Source organism: Dyella sp. 01N36, assembly GCF_056399745.1.
The window spans coordinates 21,091-39,462 of sequence record NZ_JBFTRY010000006.1 but is presented as its reverse complement, the minus strand read 5'-3'; the positions used below and the strand labels follow the sequence as shown (position 1 = coordinate 39,462).

Here is an 18,372-nt window from a genome sequence, read left to right as displayed (position 1 = left end):
CGGCAACAGTGCCTGAAGACATCGTTAGTGCGGCCTCGCTCAACTTGCCATGCAGGCTGCAGCGGCCGCCACCAGGCGATCGCCCAGTCTGGCCAGCCAGGGAGCGAGCGAGACGCGCCAGATATGGTCCGCGTTGGCGCTCGACGTTTTCCCTGAAAGCGAGGCGGGCAGGGCGCGATCGCTGGAGAAATACAGCGTGCGATGGTCGCAGCCCAGCTGAGAGCCCATATTGTGCGTGCCGCCGTTCACCGCGTCGCCCAGGTCCTGCGGCGTGCTCCAGTTGTCGTCGGTGTGAAAGGCAATCGCCAGCCGATACGGCTGCGAGGGTTCGTGCTTGATGCTGAAGACCATGAACGAACGATCGGGGGCAATGGCGACATCGCGGATCTGCGCGTCCTTGTCGCCCACCGCCACCACATAAGATGCCTGGTACTGACCGTGCTCGTACGCCGCGCGCAGCGGACGCAGCACACCATCGGGTGCACAGCCGATGTAATAGACGCTGTTGTCCGCCGCGATGCTGGGCGCGAACGTGCTGGTGCAGGTATTGACGGCGTCGGGCAAGCGCACGGGTTCGCTCCAGCCGTCGCCTTTGCGATCGACGCGCCACAGGTTCATGCCCTGGCCGACCAGACGCTGGCCTTTGCGGATGGCGTCGAGGGCTTGCCCGTCCTTCGTGGCGGGCCGGTTGGAGGCGAACAACAAAAACGAACCGTCCGGCGCTATCGCCGGGTCACCGTCGCGCCATTGGCCGGAAAAGGAAGCGACCGCTGGCGTCGACCAGTGTCCGTCGACGCGGTGCGACGCCATCACCGTGGCGCCATGGTCGGTTCCGCGCATGAAATAGACCGTGTTGCCGTCCGGTGTGAAGGCCGGTGAGGCGTCATCGGAGGCATGCAGGTCGCCGCCGGGAACAAACACAGTCGGCGCGGCCGCCGATGGCTCGATCGATGAAGATGGCAGCAACGGCCAGATCGCCAACAGCACGACGCATATCATCTGTTGCCACATGGTGCGAACTCCCGGGCCAACCGGAGCCCTTCAGCACGCACAAACTAGAGCGATCACGGCATGGCGTCGCCGCATTTGTGACGACCGGCGTGGTGGGAGCCACGAGCGGTCTCTCGCCATGGACTACCGGTGGGATGCGCTACCAGTCGATGCGCTGTCTGTCGCGAAAGAAGCCGCCGTTGACGGCCGGGCGCGAGGGCAGCATGGCGGCCCAGACGATCCCCGCGGCGCCATCGGCGACGGGGCGTCCACCGTGGCCGCCCATATCGGTGGCGACCCAGCCGGGGCATACGGCGTTCACCAGGATGCCGCTGCCGGCGAGTTCCGCGGCGAGCATGCGCGTGTGGCTGTTGAGCGCGGCCTTGGACACGCGATAGGCGGGACAACTCGCGCCGTCGCTGTCGTTGGCGCCGCAGCCGCTGGAGACGTTCACGATGCGCCCGTAGCCATGCCGCTGCATCAGCGGAAGCATGGCCTCGGTCAATTGCCAGGCGCCGATCAGGTTGGTTTCCAACGCCTGCCGGACCAGGCTGAGGTCGACCGACGATGCCTGATTGTCCACATCGAAATACGCGCCGGCGTTGTTGATCAGGATATCCAGCCGGCCATATTCGCCCTCGATGCGCGCGGCCAGTTCGCGCACGCACTCCAGCGAGGTGACATCCAGCGGCACGGATACCACCGTGCCGCCTTCGCGCCGCAATTGTCGTGCTGCCTTTTCGCCAGCCAGTGGACGGCGTGCACCCAGCAACACGGTGACGCCTTCGGCGGCGAGCTGGCGCGAGATCTCAAAACCCAGCCCGCGATTGGCGCCGCTGATCAGCGCCACGCGCTGTGACGGCTCCGGGTCGGCCGTCGCCGCGCGACGTCGTGAAGGCCTCCCCGGAAACGCCACCGCGTTCATGGCGTCGCGGCCAGCTGGTCGCAACGCTCGCTGGCGCAGGCCTGCCAGCCACCGCCAAGCGCCTTGTACACCGACACGGCGCGCAGATTGATGGCGGCCTGCGCATCGGCCAGCGAGTCCTCCGCTTCCAGCTGAGTGCGCTCGGCATCGAGCAACAGCAGGAAGTCGGCAGCACCTTCGTTGTAGCGGATGCGCGCGAGGTCGGCCGCGTGGCGGCTATTGGTCACCTGATCCTGCAGCTTGAGCACGCGCTCGCGCTGCAGGTTGTAACCGACGATGGCGTTGTCCACATCTTCCACCGCCTGCAGCACGGTGCGCTGATAGCTCGCCAGCGCGGCATCGGAACGCGCCTCGCTGGCCTTCACGTTGGAACGCACGCGCTGCACATTGAGGCCCGACCAGGTGATGCTCGGCGCGATCGACCAGGCGCGTGATTGCGCCCCGCCGAAGTCGTTGCTGCGGCCAGCAAGAAAGCCGAGGAAACCGCCCAGCTGGATATGCGGGTAGTAATCCGCCTTGGCCACGCCGATGCGCGCATTGGCGGCGGCCAGTTCGCGCTCGGCGATGCGGATGTCCGGACGGCGTTGCAGCACGTCACCCGCGTTGCCGATATCCAGTGCCACGTCGATCGGCTTGAAGCCCTTCGGCGAGACATCGATATCCAGCTCGCCCGGACGCTCGCCCAGCAGCACGGCAAGACGCGAGGTGTCGTTCTGGGCCAGGGTCTGCAGGGTGGGCAGCTGCGCTTCGACGAAGTTCAGTCGCGCGGTGGCGCTCGCCACATCCTGCTCCGAACCCGTGCCGATATCGGAACGGGCATGGATCAGGCGCAGCGATTCGCGCTGGTTCTCGATGTCGCGATTGGCCACGTCGATGCGCAGTTGCACGCCACGCAGATCGAAGTAGTAGCGCGCGACTTCCGCGAACAACGTCACCTGCGCATCCTGCAACGATGCTTCGCTTGCGCCGGCGTCGGCACGCGCGGCTTCCACCGAGCGACGCACGCCACCGAACAAGTCGATCTCCCAGCTGGCATCGAAGCCGGCCTGGTAGCTGGTGATGGTGGTGCGCTGGTCGGTGAAACCCGGCTGCTGTTCGCGGGCTCGCGAATAGTTGGCGACGGTTTCCACGTCGGGAATCTGCTGCGACTTCGCCACGCCGAGCAAGGCGCGCGATTCACGCAGGCGCGCATAGGCGATCTTCAGGTCGGGGCTGTTCGCCGCCGCGCGCTGGATCAGTGCTTCCAGCGTGGGGTCGTTGAACTGCTTCCACCATTGGGCCTGGAAGGTCTGGGTGGATTCCTGCGCATTGACGCCTTGCAGGGCCACCGGCTTTTCCTGGGGCGCATGGTAGTCGGGGCCAACACTCACGCAGCCGGACAGCATGATGGCGGCGGCGATGGCGGTGACTTTCTTGGCGGTGTTGCGGCGCGATACGGGTTCGCAGGCGCAGTCATCGACCAGTGCGAAATCCATGTGGCCGACGCCCGACTCTAGCGTGTCGCTCCGCTGGCCCCTCTCCCGCGTGGGGAGAGGGAGCAGTGAGGCTTTGAGGTTCTTGAAGAAGGACATATCAACGCTCCTCGATAAGGTTGCCGGACTGCGCAAGGCGCGCGGCCTTGCGAGCGCGGCGGCGTTCGCTGTTGCGTTCGCCCCAGCCGCGCACCAGCACATAGAACAGCGGCGTAAAGATCAGGCCGAAGAAGGTGACGCCAAGCATGCCGGCGAATACCGCCACGCCCATCGCATGACGCATCTCCGCACCCGCACCGTGCGAGGTCACCAGCGGCACCACGCCCATGATGAAAGCGAACGAGGTCATCAGGATCGGGCGCAGTCGCAGGCGAGCTGCCTCCAACACCGCCTGCGTGCGGTCCATGCCTTCGAGGATCTGCGCTTCGCGGGCAAACTCCACGATCAGGATCGCGTTCTTGCACGCCAGGCCCACCAGCACGATCAAGCCGATCTGGGTGAAGATGTTGTTGTCGCCACCGGTCATCCACACACCGGAGATCGCAGACAGCAGCACCATCGGCACGATCAGGATCACCGCCAGCGGCAGCAACAGGCTTTCGTACAGCGAGGCCAGCACCAGGAACACCAGCAGCACGCACAAGGGGAACACGAGTACGGCGGTATTGCCGGCGAGGATCTGCTGATAAGTCAGCTCGGTCCACTCGAACGTCATGCCGTTGGGCAGGTTGTCCTTGGCCAGCTTTTCAATCGCCGCCTGGGCCTGACCGCTGCTGAAGCCCGGCGCCGGACCACCGTTGATCTCGGCCGTCGGATAACCGTTGTAGTGCTGCACGCGATCCGGGCCCACGGTCTGATTCACCGTAAGGAACGAACCCAGCGGGATCATCTCGCCAGTCGAACTGCGCGTCTTCAGGCCCAGGATGTCCTGCGGCTCGTGACGGAAGCCCGGCTCGGCGGACACGTTCACTTGATAGGTGCGACCGAAGCGGTTGAAGTCGTTGACGTAGAGCGAGCCGAGGTAAGCCTGCATGGTCTGGTACACATCAGCCAGATCCACGCCTTCGGCCTTGGCCTTCTCGCGGTCCACGTCCGCGTCGATCTGCGGCACGCTCACTTGATAGCTTGAGAACAGGCCTGCCAGCGTCGGCACCTTGGTGCTTGCCTGGATCAGGTTCTGCGTCTGCTTGTACAACTCCTCAAAGCCCGCATCGGAACGATCTTCCACCTGCAGGCGGAAACCACCGATCGTGCCCAGGCCGTTCACCGGCGGCGGCGGGAAGATCGCGATGTAAGCGTCCTGGATGCCCGCATACTTCTGCTGCAGGGCAGCGGTGATCGCACCGGCCGACAGCGATGCATCGCGACGTTCCTCGAACGGCTTGAGCGTCACGAACACGATGCCGGAGTTGGTGCTGTTGGTGAAACCGTTGATCGACAGGCCCGGGAACGCCACGGCGCTTTCCACGCCCGGTTGCTTGAGCGCGATGTCGCTCATGCGACGGATCACGTCTTCCGAACGGTCGAGCGAGGCGGCATCCGGCAACTGCGCGAACGACACCAGGTACTGCTTGTCCTGCGGCGGCACGAAACCCGTCGGCACGTGGGCGAAGCCAAACAGGCCGAGCAACACCAGGCCACCGTAGATGATCAGCGCAATCGAACCCGAACGCAGGATGCGCTTGACGCCACCCACGTAACGGTTCGCACTGCTGATGAACAAGCGGTTGAACGGACGGAACAGCCAGCCGAAGGCGCGATCGATCAGCAGGCTCAGCTTGTCCTTCGGCGCATCGCGATCCTTCAGCAGCAAGGCAGCAAGCGCCGGGCTGAGGGTGAGCGAATTGAAGGCGGAGATGACGGTCGAAATCGCAATGGTCAGCGCGAACTGGCGATAGAACTGACCGGTCAGGCCACTGATGAAGGCTGCCGGCACGAACACCGCGCACAGCACCAGCGCCGTGGCCACGATGGGTCCGGTTACTTCGTTCATCGCCTTGCGCGTCGCTTCCTTTGGCGACAGGCCGTGCTCGATATGTCGTTCGACGTTCTCCACCACCACGATGGCGTCATCCACCACGATGCCGATCGCCAGCACCAGGCCGAACAGCGACAGCGCGTTGAGCGAGAAGCCCGCCATCAACATCACCGCAAACGTACCAATCAACGACACCGGCACGGCGACCAGCGGGATGATCGAAGCACGCCACGTCTGCAGGAACAGGATYACCACCAGCACGACGAGCGCGATAGCTTCGAACAGCGTATGCACCACCGCTTCGATCGAACCACGCACGAACACGGTCGGGTCGTAGACGATCTGGTAATCCACGCCCTGCGGGAAATCCTTCTTCAGATCCGCCATCAGGCCGCGGACTTCATCGGAGATCTGGATGGCGTTGGAACCCGGGCGCTGGAAGATCGGCAACGCCACGGCCGGCTGGTTGTTGAGCAGGCTGCGCAGCGCGTAGTTGTTTGAACCCAGCTCCACGCGGGCCACGTCGCGCAGATGCGTGAACGAGCCATCGGCATCTTTGCGCACGATGATGTTGAGGAAGTCTTCCTCGGTGATCAGTCGGCCCTGCGTGTTGATGTTGAGCTGGAAGGCAGAGTTGGTCGGGCCCGGCGGTGCATTCAGCGCGCCAGCGGCCACGGTGATGTTCTGCTCCTGGATCGCATGCACCACGTCGCCCGTGGTGAGCTGGCGCGAGGCCAGTCGCTGCGGGTCGAGCCACACACGCATGCTGTATTCGCCGGCACCGAAGATCTGCACGTCGCCGACGCCATCGAGGCGGGCGAGCTGATCCTTGATGTGCAGGCGCGCATAGTTCGACAGATACAGCATGTCGTAGCGCTGATCGGGCGAGATCAGATGCACCACCATGGTCAGGTCGGGCGAGCTCTTCTGCGTGGTCACGCCAAGACGCTGCACTTCCTCAGGCAGACGCGGCTGCGCCTGCGCGACGCGGTTCTGCACCTGCACCTGGGCGTTGTCCAGGTCCGTGCCCAGCGCAAAGGTGACGGTCAGCGTCATCGCGCCGTCGCTGGTGGACTGCGAGCTGGTGTACAGCATGCCTTCCACGCCATTGATCTGTTCTTCCAGCGGCGTGGCGACGGTTTCGGCGATCACCTTGGGGTTGGCGCCGGGATAGGAAGCACGCACCACCACGGTAGGCGGTACGACTTCGGGGTATTCGCTGATCGGCAGCTTGAACAGCGAAATGCTGCCCGCGATGAGGATCAGCACGGAGAGGACGCCGGCCAGAATCGGCCTGTCCACGAAGAATTGTGCGATTTTCATTGCATTCGTCCTGGTTGCTCGCTGGCACCAATGCCCGCGCGAGGCGGGGACTTCCGGCGCTTTGCCTGCGTGATGCGAAGACAAAGCGTCCCTGGCCCTCGGCTCAAGAGAGCGAGGGCGTTCGTTTCTTGCTTACGGGTGTCCTGACCCGTCATCCCTGCTTGACCAGCCTTCGGCTGTTGAGAAGCGCCTCGCAGGAATGACGAGCTATAGAGCGTTACTTCTGTTGCGCCGCGTTCTTGCCAGAAGCGCTGCCGGCCATCGCAATCTGCTTGCTCGGATCCAGACTGCGCGTCTCCATGGCCACCTTGGTCGGGTTCACTTCCACGCCCGGACGCACATGCTGGATGCCCGAGACGATCACGGTGTCCTTGGCGTCCAGACCTTCGGTAACCACGCGCAGGCCGTCCAGTAGCGGGCCGGTGACGACGCGGCGGTATTCGACTTTGCGGTCCTTGTCGACCACGTACACGTACTTGTTGCCAAGGTCGGCGCCGACGGCGCGGTCATCGACCAGCGCACGCGGCTGGCGGCTGTCGCTGCGGAGCTGGATGCGGACGTAGAGGCCGGGCGTGTAGCCCGCGTCGGCATTGTCGAACACGGCGCGCAGGCGGATGGTGCCGCTGCCGGCGCGTAGCTGGTTGTCGACAAAGTCCACGCGGCCCGTGTGGGGAAACCCTTTTTCATCGGCGAGCGCCATCGAGATCTGCGGCGCGGCGCCATGTTCGCGACGCTGGCGATCGAATTTCAGATAGCTGTGCTCGTCGACGTCAAAGTACRCATAGATCGGATTGACGCTCACCACGCTGGTCAGCACGTCGTTGCTGGTCACCAGGTTGCCGGGCGTCACCAGGGCATTGCTGACGCGACCGTCGATCGGCGCGCGCACTTCGGTGAAGCTGAGGTTGAGCTTGGCGGCGTCCAGTGCAGCGGTGGTGGAGGCCACCTGGGCCTTGGCGCTCTGTGCCGTGGTCTGCTGGCGGTCGGCCTCTTCCTTGGAGATCGCATGCTGGTCGAGCAGGCGCTGGGCACGCTCGCCATTGGACTGGGCCAGCACCTGCTCAGCCTTGGCCTGGCCGAGGTTGGCGCTCAGGCGGTCCACTTCAGCCTGATAGGGACGCGGATCGATGCGGAAAAGAAGATCGCCTTTTCGCACGATCGCCCCTTCCCTGAAGTGCACCGAGTCCACATATCCGCTGACGCGGGGCCGCAGCTGGATGGTGTCGACCGCCTGCAGCCGGCCGGTGAATTCGTCGGCATCGTCCACCGGGCGGACCAGAACCTGGGACACGGTGACGGCGGGTGCGGGCGGCGGGCCGGCCTGGGCGTGGCTGTCGGCGCTATGGCCCAGCAGGGCCCAGCTGCCGCCCACCACGGCGAGGGCAAGAATGGCGAGGATCCATCGGTTTTTCATGTTGCGCTCCCGGAATGAACTCGTCGACGTGGGGGTACCCCGACGATCAGGAGCGGAAGATTAGGTGTACTATCTGGTTCAATAAATGGTTTTTGATGCAATGCAATAGTGACTCCCAGTCACGAATGGGGTGAAAATCCAGCCTATGGAAGACTTTGCCGCAATCTCTGCCTTTGTCCGCGTCGTCGAAGCCAAGAGCTTTGCCGCGGCCGCCGCCCAACTGGGCATGACCCCCTCCGGCGTCAGCCGTGCGGTGTCGCGACTGGAAGAACAGCTGGGTGCCCGGCTGTTGTTCCGGTCCACGCGTTCGCTGCGTTTGACCGACGATGGGGCCTCGTTCCATGCACGTTGCAAGGAGATCCTGGCCGATCTGACCGAGGCCACCGAGGCCCTGGGCTATGCCCAGCGCAAGCCGACCGGCAAGCTGCGCATCGGCGTGCCGGCCGCCGTGGGCCGCACCGTGATCATCCCCAGGCTGGCGGAATTCGAACAGCGCTATCCGGACATCCGTCTTGAGCTGTCGATGTGCGATTACCCCTACGACCTCAATGAGGAAGGCATCGATTGCGCTGTCCGGGTCGGGCCGCTGGAAGATTCCAGCCTGATCGCCCGCAAGATCGGCTATCTGCGCAATGTGATGATCGCCTCGCCGGACTACCTGGTGAAGCATGGCGCGCCGCAGAGCATCGAGGATCTGAAGGATCACCGCTGCATCAACTACATCCTGCCCAACGGCCGCCCGCGCCAGTGGCAGTTCGAGACGCCCAGCGGCCAGGTCGCCGTGGACATCGACGCGCACCTGCTGATCAACGATGCCGAGTCGGTGATCCAGGCGGTAGTCGCGGGGCTGGGCATCACCCAGGCGCCGCATGTCATCGCCGCCTGCATGCTCGACTTCGGCAAGCTCGAGCTGGTGATGACCGACACCACCTCCACCGGCAAACCCGTGTGGATCGTCTACCCGCAGAAGAAACACCTGTCCGCTCGCGTGCAGGCCTTTATCGAATGGGTGCGCGAGGTGTTCGAGCAGACCAGCGAGCCGGGCAAGCACAAGAAGCCGGTGATGGCGGCGGTGCCGGAGCGGCTCAGCGCCTGACCGCACAACGGCGGAAAAGCGCACGGCTGTGCGCTTTCAGAATTCTTCATACGCATTTCAGGCGCTTCATTCGGTGACCTGTTGGGCTGGGCTCTGTTTTCCCACGGAGCTCACCCATGTCCAATCGTTCTCACCGATGGCTGCTGGCGCTGATGCTGGCGGTGCCTTCTCTCGCCTGCGCCGACTATCAGCCGCCCGTCGCCCGCGGTGATGGCTGGGCAGTTGGCGATGCCCGCACTGCCCATTGGGACTTGGCGTCCCTGGCTGCGATGGAAGCGAAGCTCAACGACGGCAGCGTCAAGGGCATCACCAGCGTCGTCGTCGCCCAGCACGGCAAGCTGGTCTACGAGGGTTATTTCAACGGCAGCGATGCCGCGCGGCTCAACGACGTGCGTTCCGCCAGCAAGAGCGTGACGGCCCTGCTGGTTGGTGCAGCCATCGATCGCGGCCTGATCGCCAACGTGCAGGCGCGCGTGTACGACTTCTTCCCCGACAAGCAGCCGCTGCAGCATCCGGACACGCGCAAGTCGGCCATCACGCTCGAAGACCTGCTCACCATGAGTTCCTTGTGGGAGTGCAATGACGACAACGAGTTCTCAAGCGGCAACGAGGAGCGGATGTACGTCACCGAGGACTGGCTGCAGTTTGCGCTCGACCTGCCCATCAAGGGCTTTGCGCCGTGGATGCCGAAACCGAAGGACAGTCCGTACGGGCGCTCGTTCTCTTACTGCACGGCCGGCGCATTTACGGCCGGGGCGGTGGTGGAGCGCGCCGCGCATCGAGGCCTCGCCGCGTTCGCCGCGGACACGCTGGAAAAACCGCTGGGCATCACCGCGGTGCAGTGGAACCAGTCACCGCTAGGCATCGGCATGGGTGGCGGTGGCACGCGCTATCGCAGCCGCGACCTGGCCAAGCTCGGCGAACTGGCGCTCGACGGTGGACGCTGGGGCGGGCGCCAGGTGATCTCTGCAGCCTGGATCAAGCAGATGCTCACCCCCCATGCGCAGGCGCGCGAGGACGCCGACTACGGTTACCTGTGGTGGTGCTTCCGTTTCCCCGTGCACGGCACGGAGCAGGTGGCATGGGCCATGTCCGGCAACGGCGGCAACTATGTGTTGGTGATGCCGTCCCAGCAACTGGTCGCCGTGATCACCAGCACCGCTTATAACCAGCGCAACGCGCATCAGCAGTCGCAGCAGATCTTTCGCGACTATGTGTTGAAGGCGTTGCCCTAGCGCGACGCGCCTTTCAATTCGGGCGGACACCATGTCGCTGCCAGCACGCGCTGGCGCTGTTCGGCCACGCGGCGGTTGATCACGGCGATTGCCGCCGCGTAGCGCGGATCGGACGACAACGACTTGAGCAGCGGCGACAGCTGCAGATAAGCCGCATCGCTATAGCCCTGCCTCACGGCGGTCTGCACGGCATCGATGGCGGCATCGCGCTGGTCTTGCGCCTGCAGCAGCATCGCCAGTTCGAGCCATTCGCCGGGATACAGCGTATGGCGTGAAGCTTCGTCACGCACCGCATCGACGCGCGCGGCAAGCCAGCTGGCGCTGGGCGCGTCCTTGCCATAAAGCCCTTCAAGCGTACCCGGCAAACCCATTTGCGGGCGAAGTTGCCGGGCGTGCACGAAGGCGGCAAGCGCCGCATCGCGATCGTTGCGCAGCAGCGCGAGTTCACCCTGCAGCACGTACAGCTCCACATGCGGTGTGTTGCGCGTCAGCGCTTCGTCCAGTGCCTGCTGCGCCTCCACCAGGCGACCGTGCAGAAACAGGTGACGCGGCCAGGCGATGTTGGAAAACACATTGTCGGGATAAAGCTGGAAGCTGCGCGCGAGACGTGCTTCGGCAGCGTCGTCGAAACCAAGCAAGGCCATCTCACGGGCAATCTGCACTTCGCGGAAGCGCACGCGCGTAGCGTCGCCGCGCATGTCCAGGTTGGCATGGAGCGCCTCGTCGATGCGTCCGCGCTCCTGATAGAGGTAGGCGACGGAGGCGCGCGTGGCGTCATCACCCGCGTCCAGTGCCAGGGCCTTTTCGTAGGCCGCGATGGCGGCATCGATGTCGCCCAGGCAGTCGCGTGCATAGCCCAGTGCCGACCAGGCGGAAGCGCGGGAAGGTTCGCCAGCAACGGCGTCGTCGGCCAGCGTCTGCGCTTGCTGCGCCCACTGGTAGGGAAAATTGTAGAGGCAGACGCGCGCACTGTACGCGCGGCTCAGGCCGATCCGCGCATCGGCATTCTGGGGCGTCGAGGCGAGCGCTTGCTGATAGAGCGCGATGGCGCGTTCGTTGTTGTCGCGCTGGCCGATGCCGGCGTAATAGCTCGCGCGCTGCACCACCTCCTGCGTGGCGGAGGGTTTGTGGATGCGCTGGGGCATGAGCCACCAGGCGATGCCAGCCGCCGCGAGCAGGAGCACGCCAATGGCGAGCGCGATCCATCGCCGTGGCACGCGAGTCGCTGCCGGTGCATCTGTTTCCTCGACCACCGGCATATCGCACAACTGGTAGCCGCGCCCTCGCACGGAGCGGATGTAGCGCGGTGCGCGGCCGTCATCGCCCAGCGCCTGGCGCAGCAATTTCACGCGCTGCGTGACGGTTTCCTCGTTGACCACGGCGGGCGCCCAGACTTCGGCGATCAGCGTGTCGAAATCCACCACGTCCACGCCGTGCTGCAGCAGGCACGCGAGCAACTGAAACGAGAGTCCCTGGACATCGAGCGTCGCGCCATCGCGCGTCACGCGCTGGCGCATCGCGTCGATGGAAAGATCCAGCAGTCGGTAACGCGTGGCGCTCATGCGGTGAGGAGGTCAGTGTGCCGACATCATCCTCGCATGGTTTGCTCAGGCGCCTGCAGGGATCAACAACAGCAGGGCGATGCCCAGCACGATGCGATAGATCGCGAACGGCGTGAAACGATGGCTGCGGATATAGCCGAGCAGCCACTTCACTGCCACGAAGGCGACGATGGCCGAGACCACGAAACCAATGCCGAAGGCCGTCCAGTCTTCGTGGTGCGCCCCGCCATCCTTCAACACTTTCAACAGCTCGTAGCCGGTCGCGGCATACATGGTGGGAATGCCGACCAGGAAGGCGAACTCCGTCGCCGCCGCCCGATTGCTGGTACCAAACAGCATCGCCGTGAAGATCGTGGCCGCCGAGCGCGAAGTGCCCGGGAAGATGCCCGCGATCATCTGCGCGATGCCGACCAGGATGGCCACGCGCCACGTCACCTGCGTGCGATCGGGCTGGCGGGCAGCGAGACGTTCCGCTGCAATCATCCAGATGCCGCCAATCACCAGCGCCCACGCCACCGGCGTCACCGCTTCGGGCAGCTTGAAGCCGAGCTTCACCGCGATAAAGCCGAGCACCGCCGTGATCATGAAGGCCACGAACAGCTTGGCCAGGTAATCGCGGTTGGCCGGGTCACGCCACTGCGTGAACAACTGCCAGATGCGGCTCCAATAGATGAAGGTCACCGCCAGGATCGCACCCGCCTGAATGCCCACGTTGAACAAGTCCGAGCGCTGGCCCAGGCCGAATTTTTCGGCGATCAGCAGGTGACCCGTGCTGGAAATGGGCAGAAACTCGGTGATGCCTTCGATGATGCCAAGCAGGATGACGTTGATGATGTCGCTCACACAGACTCCGGCAGTGAGGTCAGCACCGGTTCCATACCGGCGCAAAGCGGCATAGCTTAAGGGACTGGCGTGGCGTTTTTGGGGCACGTTGCATCCGATGTGGCTGATTTCGCCGCACGGCAAATCCCACAAAAGCAGGAACGCCCGACCCGCCGTCATTGCACCAATATGGTGCTTTGTGATGTTTCATCATCGTGCAATCAAGCGGCGTCATCATCGATTTGCAGTAATTAAACCATTGATATAAAAAGATCATTCCCCTTGGCACGCGGCTTGCTCAGACGCCTGTCGATTACTCACCTTTTCGCCCGTCGAGGTTGTCCATGTCGTCCCCCGTCCAGAAAGTGCTCGATCTGATCCAGGAACACGAGGTCGAATTCGTCGACTTCCGCTTCGCCGACATGCTCGGCAAGCACCACCACGTGACGTTCCCGGCCCATGCCATCGACGAGGGCACGTTCGAAGACGGCAAGATGTTCGACGGYTCGTCGATCGCCGGCTGGAAGGGYATCRASGMWTCGGACATGSTGCTGATGCCSGATCCGRACACCGCCTACCTCGACCCGTTCAGCGCCCACACGCAGATGGTTCTGCACTGCGACGTGCTCGAGCCGTCCACCATGCAGGCCTATGGCCGCGATCCGCGTTCCATCGCCAAGCGCGGCGAGGCGTTCCTCAAGTCGACCGGCATCGCCGACACGGCGTTCTTTGGTCCGGAGCCGGAATTCTTCATCTTTGATTCCGTGCGCTGGCAGAACGACATGGGCCGCGTGTTCTACGAAATCGGCTCCGAAGAAGCCGCGTGGAGCTCGCGCTACAAGTACGAAGACAACAACACCGGCCACCGTCCGGGCGTGAAGGGCGGCTACTTCCCGGTCAGCCCGGTCGACTCGCTGGGCGACCTGCGCGCCGACATGTGCAAGGTGCTCGAGTCGCTGGGCCAGGTGGTTGAAGTGCATCACCACGAAGTGGCCAATGCCGGCCAGTGCGAGATCGGCGTGAAGTTCAACACGCTGGTGAAGAAGGCCGACGAACTGATGACGATGAAGTACGTCATCAAGAACGTCGCCCACCAGAACGGCAAGACCGTCACCTTCATGCCCAAGCCGATCGTCGGCGACAACGGCAGCGGCATGCATGTGCACCAGTCGCTGGCGAAGGATGGCAACAACATGTTCGCGGGCGACCTGTACGGCGGCCTGTCGCAGACGGCGCTGTGGTACATCGGCGGCATCTTCAAGCACGCCAAGGCCATCAACGCGTTCGCCAACTMCACCACCAACAGCTACAAGCGCCTGGTGCCGGGCTTCGAAGCGCCGGTGATGCTGGCCTACTCGGCTCGCAATCGTTCGGCCAGCTGCCGCATTCCGTACGTGTCCAGCCCGAAGGGCCGCCGCATCGAAGTGCGCTTCCCCGATCCGATGAACTCCGGCTACCTGGTGTTCACCGCGCTGATGATGGCCGGCCTGGACGGCATCATCAACAAGATCGACCCGGGCGCACCGGCCGACAAGGATCTGTACGACCTGCCGCCGGAAGAAGAGAAGAACATCCCGCAGGTCTGCGCCAGCCTCGACGAAGCGCTCAACGCGCTCGACAAGGACCGCGACTTCCTCAAGGCCGGCGGCGTGTTCACCGACGACTTCATCGATGCGTACATCGCGCTGAAGATGCAGGAAGTGACCCGTTACCGCGCCAGCACGCATCCGCTGGAGTTCCAGATGTATTACGCGCTCTGATCGCAAGTTTCCGCGATCACTGAGAGACGAGGGGTGCTTAGGCGCCCCTCGTTTTTTCTGTGGCTAGAATGCGTGCAGGGACACAAGGGGAACACGCATGCATCGCGCGCTGAAGGGATTGCTGTGGGCGGTCGCTGGACTGGTCGTCGCCGTGGTGGCGGTGTTTGCATGGGGGCGGCTGCGTCCGCCGACGCCGGAGCAAAAAGAGGCGCTGGCCGCGCTGCAGGCGGATAGCAAGCCGACGCAGGGTCGCAATGCATATCCATGGCTTTGGTTCGTGGACTTCGATGTGCCGGCCGACCAGCTCGACGCGGCTTTCGCCAAGGATCGCCAGCGCGTGCTCGCGTGGGAGTCGCATTTCAAGCCTGGAACCGGCAGCACCGACCCCCTACCCGATCCCAAGTCCGATTTCCCCTCGATTCCCAGGATATCCAAAGCCGATCGCGACGTGCTGTGCAAATCGCGCGAAGCCGATTGCCTGGGCAAGGTGCGGGCGCATCGCGATGCCGTCAGCGAGGTGCTGGCCCGCCATCAGCAACGGCTTGTGCGTGACGAAGCGCTTAGCGGTTTTGACTACGTCTGGACGGACAAGCCCATCAGTCCTGTGACATCGACACCGTCCTTCGGCGCGTCCATGGGGCTATGGCAAACCGCGATCGCAGCAAGCTTCCTCGACGGACACCAGGCGCAAGCGATGGATGCGGCCTGCACGCAGGTGGCCACGATGCGTCGCCTGCATGCGCACAGCGATACCCTGATCAGCAGCATGATCTTCGCCGCTCGTTTGCGCGGCGCCATACAACTGTTTGCGCAATTGCTGGCGGCATCGCCGATCGATGAACCCATGCCTGAGTCGTGTGCCGCGGCATTCGCGCCAGTCACCGACGCGGATGTCGATCTGTGCCCCAGCATCCGGTCGGAATTTTCGCTGCTGGCGTCGCCGGACCTCTTTGGAAAACAGGAACACTGGTACGACAACCTCAGCTTGGACGTGAAAGGCACGCAGCGCCTGTTGGCGCCACGCTACAGCGCCGTATGCGATGCCACCCTGCCGCAAAAGCTGCTGGCAGACGAACACCTTGCCATGCCGGGCGCGAGCCCACGTTTCGACATCTTCGACCTGGTGGCCAATAGCGGAGGCACGATGCTGTCTCGCATGCCGGGCCCTGAGTTTGATCTTTACCTTGCACGCCAACAGGACGTGGCGGCCAGTCTTCGCATGGGCGCTCTGATGCTTTGGTTGCGAGAGACCCGGGATCGCCACGAAACCTTGCAGCAACGCATGGCCGCGCGTCCGGCGTGGATGCATTTTGCCGATGATCGCCACGTGGCCGTCACGGCCGACGGCAAAGCGCTCGCCATGGGGCTGCGGGACAACCGGGCGGACGACCCATGGCTTACAACGTGGCCGCTCGCGCCCGGACTTTGAGCGCGACAAGCTACGTCAAGGTGATCTGACTGCCGCTAAACCTCAAACACCGGTTGCGTTCTGATCATCCGGAAGTACAAAGGTGAACCCGCGGTGCTCCAGGTCGGTAAGGATCTTGTCGAGGGCTTCGGCGGTGCCGGCACGCTCGTGCATGAGAAAGATCGACATATCGCCGGGACTCTGCGTGCTCAATTCGTAGATCTTATTCGGGTCGTGGTACATGTAGTCCTTGGAATTGACGTTCCAGAACACCGACTTCATGCCGGCCGCCTGGACAGCCTGGTCAGCGTAGGCTGACGAATGACCAAAGGGCGGCCGAAAATATTTCGGCCGATGCCCGGTGATGTCGGCGATGCGCGAACTGCATGCATCGACCTGATGCCAGGCATCCGCGTAGGACAAGCTGGGGACGTGCAGATGGTCGAGGCTATGGTTGCCGATCACGTTCCCGCTGCGCTCCATCTCTCCCAGCACGGGCAGCGTGCGCTCGTTGATGTTTTTGCAGACCAGGAAAAATATCGCGTGCGCGTGGTGGCGGTTCAAGACTTCGAGAAACTTCTCGTCGAGTCCGCCACCGGCCGGGCCATCGTCGAACGTCAGCATGGCGTACGAGCGATGTTGAACGCGATCGGTGAATTTGTACCAGGGCGAGTAAGCCGACGGGGCGATGCCGTGCTGGCCTGGATCAATCCTGAAATGCTCGGGTCGGGGCGTGAGCCAAGCGGTCGTCAAAAGGATGATGTCCAGCGCCACCACCGTGATGGCGATGGGTTTGGCCAGGCGAAATACGGCATGGATGGCCCGCACCCAAGGCAGTGCTGCGCACTTGGAAGGTAGCGATTTGACACGGTCGGCGAGCCAGCGCACCACTTCGAGCGTGCGAAGATCAGTGTCCAGGAAAAGAACAAGCTTTTGCATTGTGCGATCTATCTGGCAGTTCGACTGAGAACTGCCAGAGCACAGAGCGTGCCAACCTGTTCGCACCAGGTCTGGACCAGTAAATGCAACGGCAGCAGTGACGATGTTTCGCCTGCAAAGCGCGGTGCTGGACGAAAGGCCAGGAAAGGGGGCGACGTAATGAGCGCATGCCAGCGAGAGAGCGGGTCACTTTTTGCCCTAAACGGTCTTCGGGCCTTGGCGCCGGCATTCGTCAGGTTCGCGTTTGGTCGCTCCTGCTGCGTTCCCCGCATGTCTGCATGGTGCAGCGTCAACGACCAACGTCGAAGTCGACTACGGAAAGCGGCGCAGGAAATCCGTTGCCGGCCGCGGGCGACGTGGCCGCCGTCCATGCTCGGCCTTGTGCGAACTCCTCGATGGAGGCATAGGCGCCAAGGACACGGAATGATGTCAGCACGTATGGCAAACCTTCGGCGGCAAGCGGCGCATTGGCATCGCTCACATGGAAATGCAGATGCGGACCGGTGGACTCGCCGGTGAAGCCCAGTTGCCCGATGACGTCCCCACGGCGCACGCGTTGCCCGGCTTTCACACGGATGCTGCCGGGCTTGAGATGTTCGTAGAACGCGTAGCGTCCATCACCCAGATCCAGCGCCACGTAGTTGCCGGCGGCATCCTCCAGCGACACCTTGTGCGCGGCGCCGTCGGCCAGCGTGGGTGGCTCGGACACGCCTTCACCGGTCGATGCCACGGTCGCATCGGTCACGGCGAGCACATCGGCGCCATAGCCAAACCACTGCTTGGGCGACTCACCCTTGCCCTGCGCATAACCGCCGTGCGGCCCGACGCGGATCCAGTCGATGGCGAAGCGGCCCGGCACTTTCACGCTGCCGTCGGTGGCGTAAAGCACACGGCGATGGCCTCGCTCCCAGCGCGCATCGTAGATCGCCACCCATGGGCCGCCACGCAATGGCGGACCCAGTTGCCGTGGTGCGTTACTGACTGACGCGACGTCGCCGCCTTCGGTGGTGAGGTTCTGATGGGCCTGATCGACGTAAACCACACGGTGACGCAGATGCACGGCGGCGGTGTCGGCCAGCGGAACGGAAAGATATGCCACCGCCGACATGCCCGGCGCCACACGCAGGCGCTCGTCGCCTTTTGCCCGGTCGGCCCTGCCGATGGCTGCATGGAGTTCGCTGCCAGTCAGTTCGGCACGGAGGTGTTGCTGGTCGTCGAGGACGTCGATGCGCTGGATGGTCAACGTCTCCTGCGCCTCGTTGGTGAGATGCAGTTCGTATACCAGCGAGACCTTGCCGGCGACCGCCACCGGCTGCGGCATCCATGGCACGCGTAGGTCGAATGACTGATGCAGCGGTGCACGTTGCGCGATGACGGCGGGTGCCGCGAGCAACATGAGCATAGCGAGCAGGCACTCGCGCCAGAAACGCATAGCCGTCATCCGTGGT

13 protein-coding genes are annotated in these 18,372 nt (G+C 63.8%); 4 read left to right on the top strand and 9 right to left on the bottom strand.

What is annotated here, in order from left to right; genetic code table 11:
- Positions 1-39 precede the first annotated feature (39 nt).
- From AC1DMG_RS02730 to AC1DMG_RS02710, 5 genes are all read right to left on the bottom strand, one after another.
- Entirely contained in the window at positions 40-1,011 is a 972-nt protein-coding gene (locus tag AC1DMG_RS02730) for a TolB family protein (RefSeq protein ID WP_441601768.1), read from the bottom strand.
- 139 nt (positions 1,012-1,150) lie between these two features.
- Positions 1,151-1,915, bottom strand: a complete 765-nt coding sequence (locus tag AC1DMG_RS02725) for an SDR family oxidoreductase (protein WP_477180161.1) — start codon at positions 1,913-1,915, stop codon at positions 1,151-1,153.
- A complete protein-coding gene (locus tag AC1DMG_RS02720) occupies positions 1,912-3,300 on the bottom strand; it encodes an efflux transporter outer membrane subunit (RefSeq protein WP_477178526.1) in 1,389 nt (462 codons plus the stop codon). Before AC1DMG_RS02720 ends, AC1DMG_RS02725 begins: the two co-directional genes overlap by 4 nt.
- Before the next feature lie 187 nt (positions 3,301-3,487).
- Positions 3,488-6,688, bottom strand: a complete 3,201-nt coding sequence (locus AC1DMG_RS02715) for an efflux RND transporter permease subunit (RefSeq protein WP_441601765.1) — start codon at positions 6,686-6,688, stop codon at positions 3,488-3,490.
- Between the two features lie 217 nt (positions 6,689-6,905).
- Positions 6,906-8,102, bottom strand: a complete 1,197-nt coding sequence (locus tag AC1DMG_RS02710; RefSeq protein WP_477180160.1) for an efflux RND transporter periplasmic adaptor subunit — start codon at positions 8,100-8,102, stop codon at positions 6,906-6,908.
- Between the two features lie 145 nt (positions 8,103-8,247).
- Between AC1DMG_RS02710 and AC1DMG_RS02705 the strand changes: the two genes are divergently transcribed.
- Positions 8,248-9,198: a LysR family transcriptional regulator gene (locus AC1DMG_RS02705; RefSeq protein WP_204634934.1), complete on the top strand. Its 951-nt coding sequence runs from the start codon at positions 8,248-8,250 to the stop codon at positions 9,196-9,198.
- A 116-nt stretch (positions 9,199-9,314) separates the two neighbouring features.
- A complete protein-coding gene (locus AC1DMG_RS02700; RefSeq protein WP_441601763.1) occupies positions 9,315-10,433 on the top strand; it encodes a serine hydrolase domain-containing protein in 1,119 nt (372 codons plus the stop codon).
- Here AC1DMG_RS02700 and AC1DMG_RS02695 read toward each other — a convergent pair.
- The gene (locus AC1DMG_RS02695; protein WP_441611142.1) at positions 10,430-11,995 is read right to left on the bottom strand and encodes a winged helix-turn-helix domain-containing protein; all 1,566 of its coding nucleotides are present in this window, start codon (positions 11,993-11,995) and stop codon (positions 10,430-10,432) included. The genes AC1DMG_RS02700 and AC1DMG_RS02695 overlap by 4 nt on opposite strands.
- A 45-nt stretch (positions 11,996-12,040) precedes the next feature.
- Positions 12,041-12,838: an undecaprenyl-diphosphate phosphatase gene (locus AC1DMG_RS02690; protein WP_441601761.1), complete on the bottom strand. Its 798-nt coding sequence runs from the start codon at positions 12,836-12,838 to the stop codon at positions 12,041-12,043.
- Positions 12,839-13,161: 323 nt separating this feature from the next.
- Between AC1DMG_RS02690 and glnA the strand changes: the two genes are divergently transcribed.
- Both glnA and AC1DMG_RS02680 read left to right on the top strand, forming a co-directional pair.
- Positions 13,162-14,577, top strand: a complete 1,416-nt coding sequence (glnA, locus tag AC1DMG_RS02685) for a type I glutamate--ammonia ligase (RefSeq protein WP_477180159.1) — start codon at positions 13,162-13,164, stop codon at positions 14,575-14,577.
- 97 nt (positions 14,578-14,674) lie between these two features.
- Complete coding sequence (locus tag AC1DMG_RS02680) at positions 14,675-16,006, top strand: hypothetical protein (protein ID WP_441601759.1); 1,332 nt, start codon at positions 14,675-14,677, stop codon at positions 16,004-16,006.
- A 42-nt stretch (positions 16,007-16,048) separates the two neighbouring features.
- Here AC1DMG_RS02680 and AC1DMG_RS02675 read toward each other — a convergent pair whose 3' ends face one another.
- A complete protein-coding gene (locus tag AC1DMG_RS02675) occupies positions 16,049-16,873 on the bottom strand; it encodes a polysaccharide deacetylase family protein (protein WP_477180158.1) in 825 nt (274 codons plus the stop codon).
- Positions 16,874-17,213: 340 nt separating this feature from the next.
- Positions 17,214-18,356, bottom strand: a complete 1,143-nt coding sequence (locus AC1DMG_RS02670) for a M23 family metallopeptidase (protein WP_441601757.1) — start codon at positions 18,354-18,356, stop codon at positions 17,214-17,216.
- Positions 18,357-18,372 lie beyond the last annotated feature (16 nt).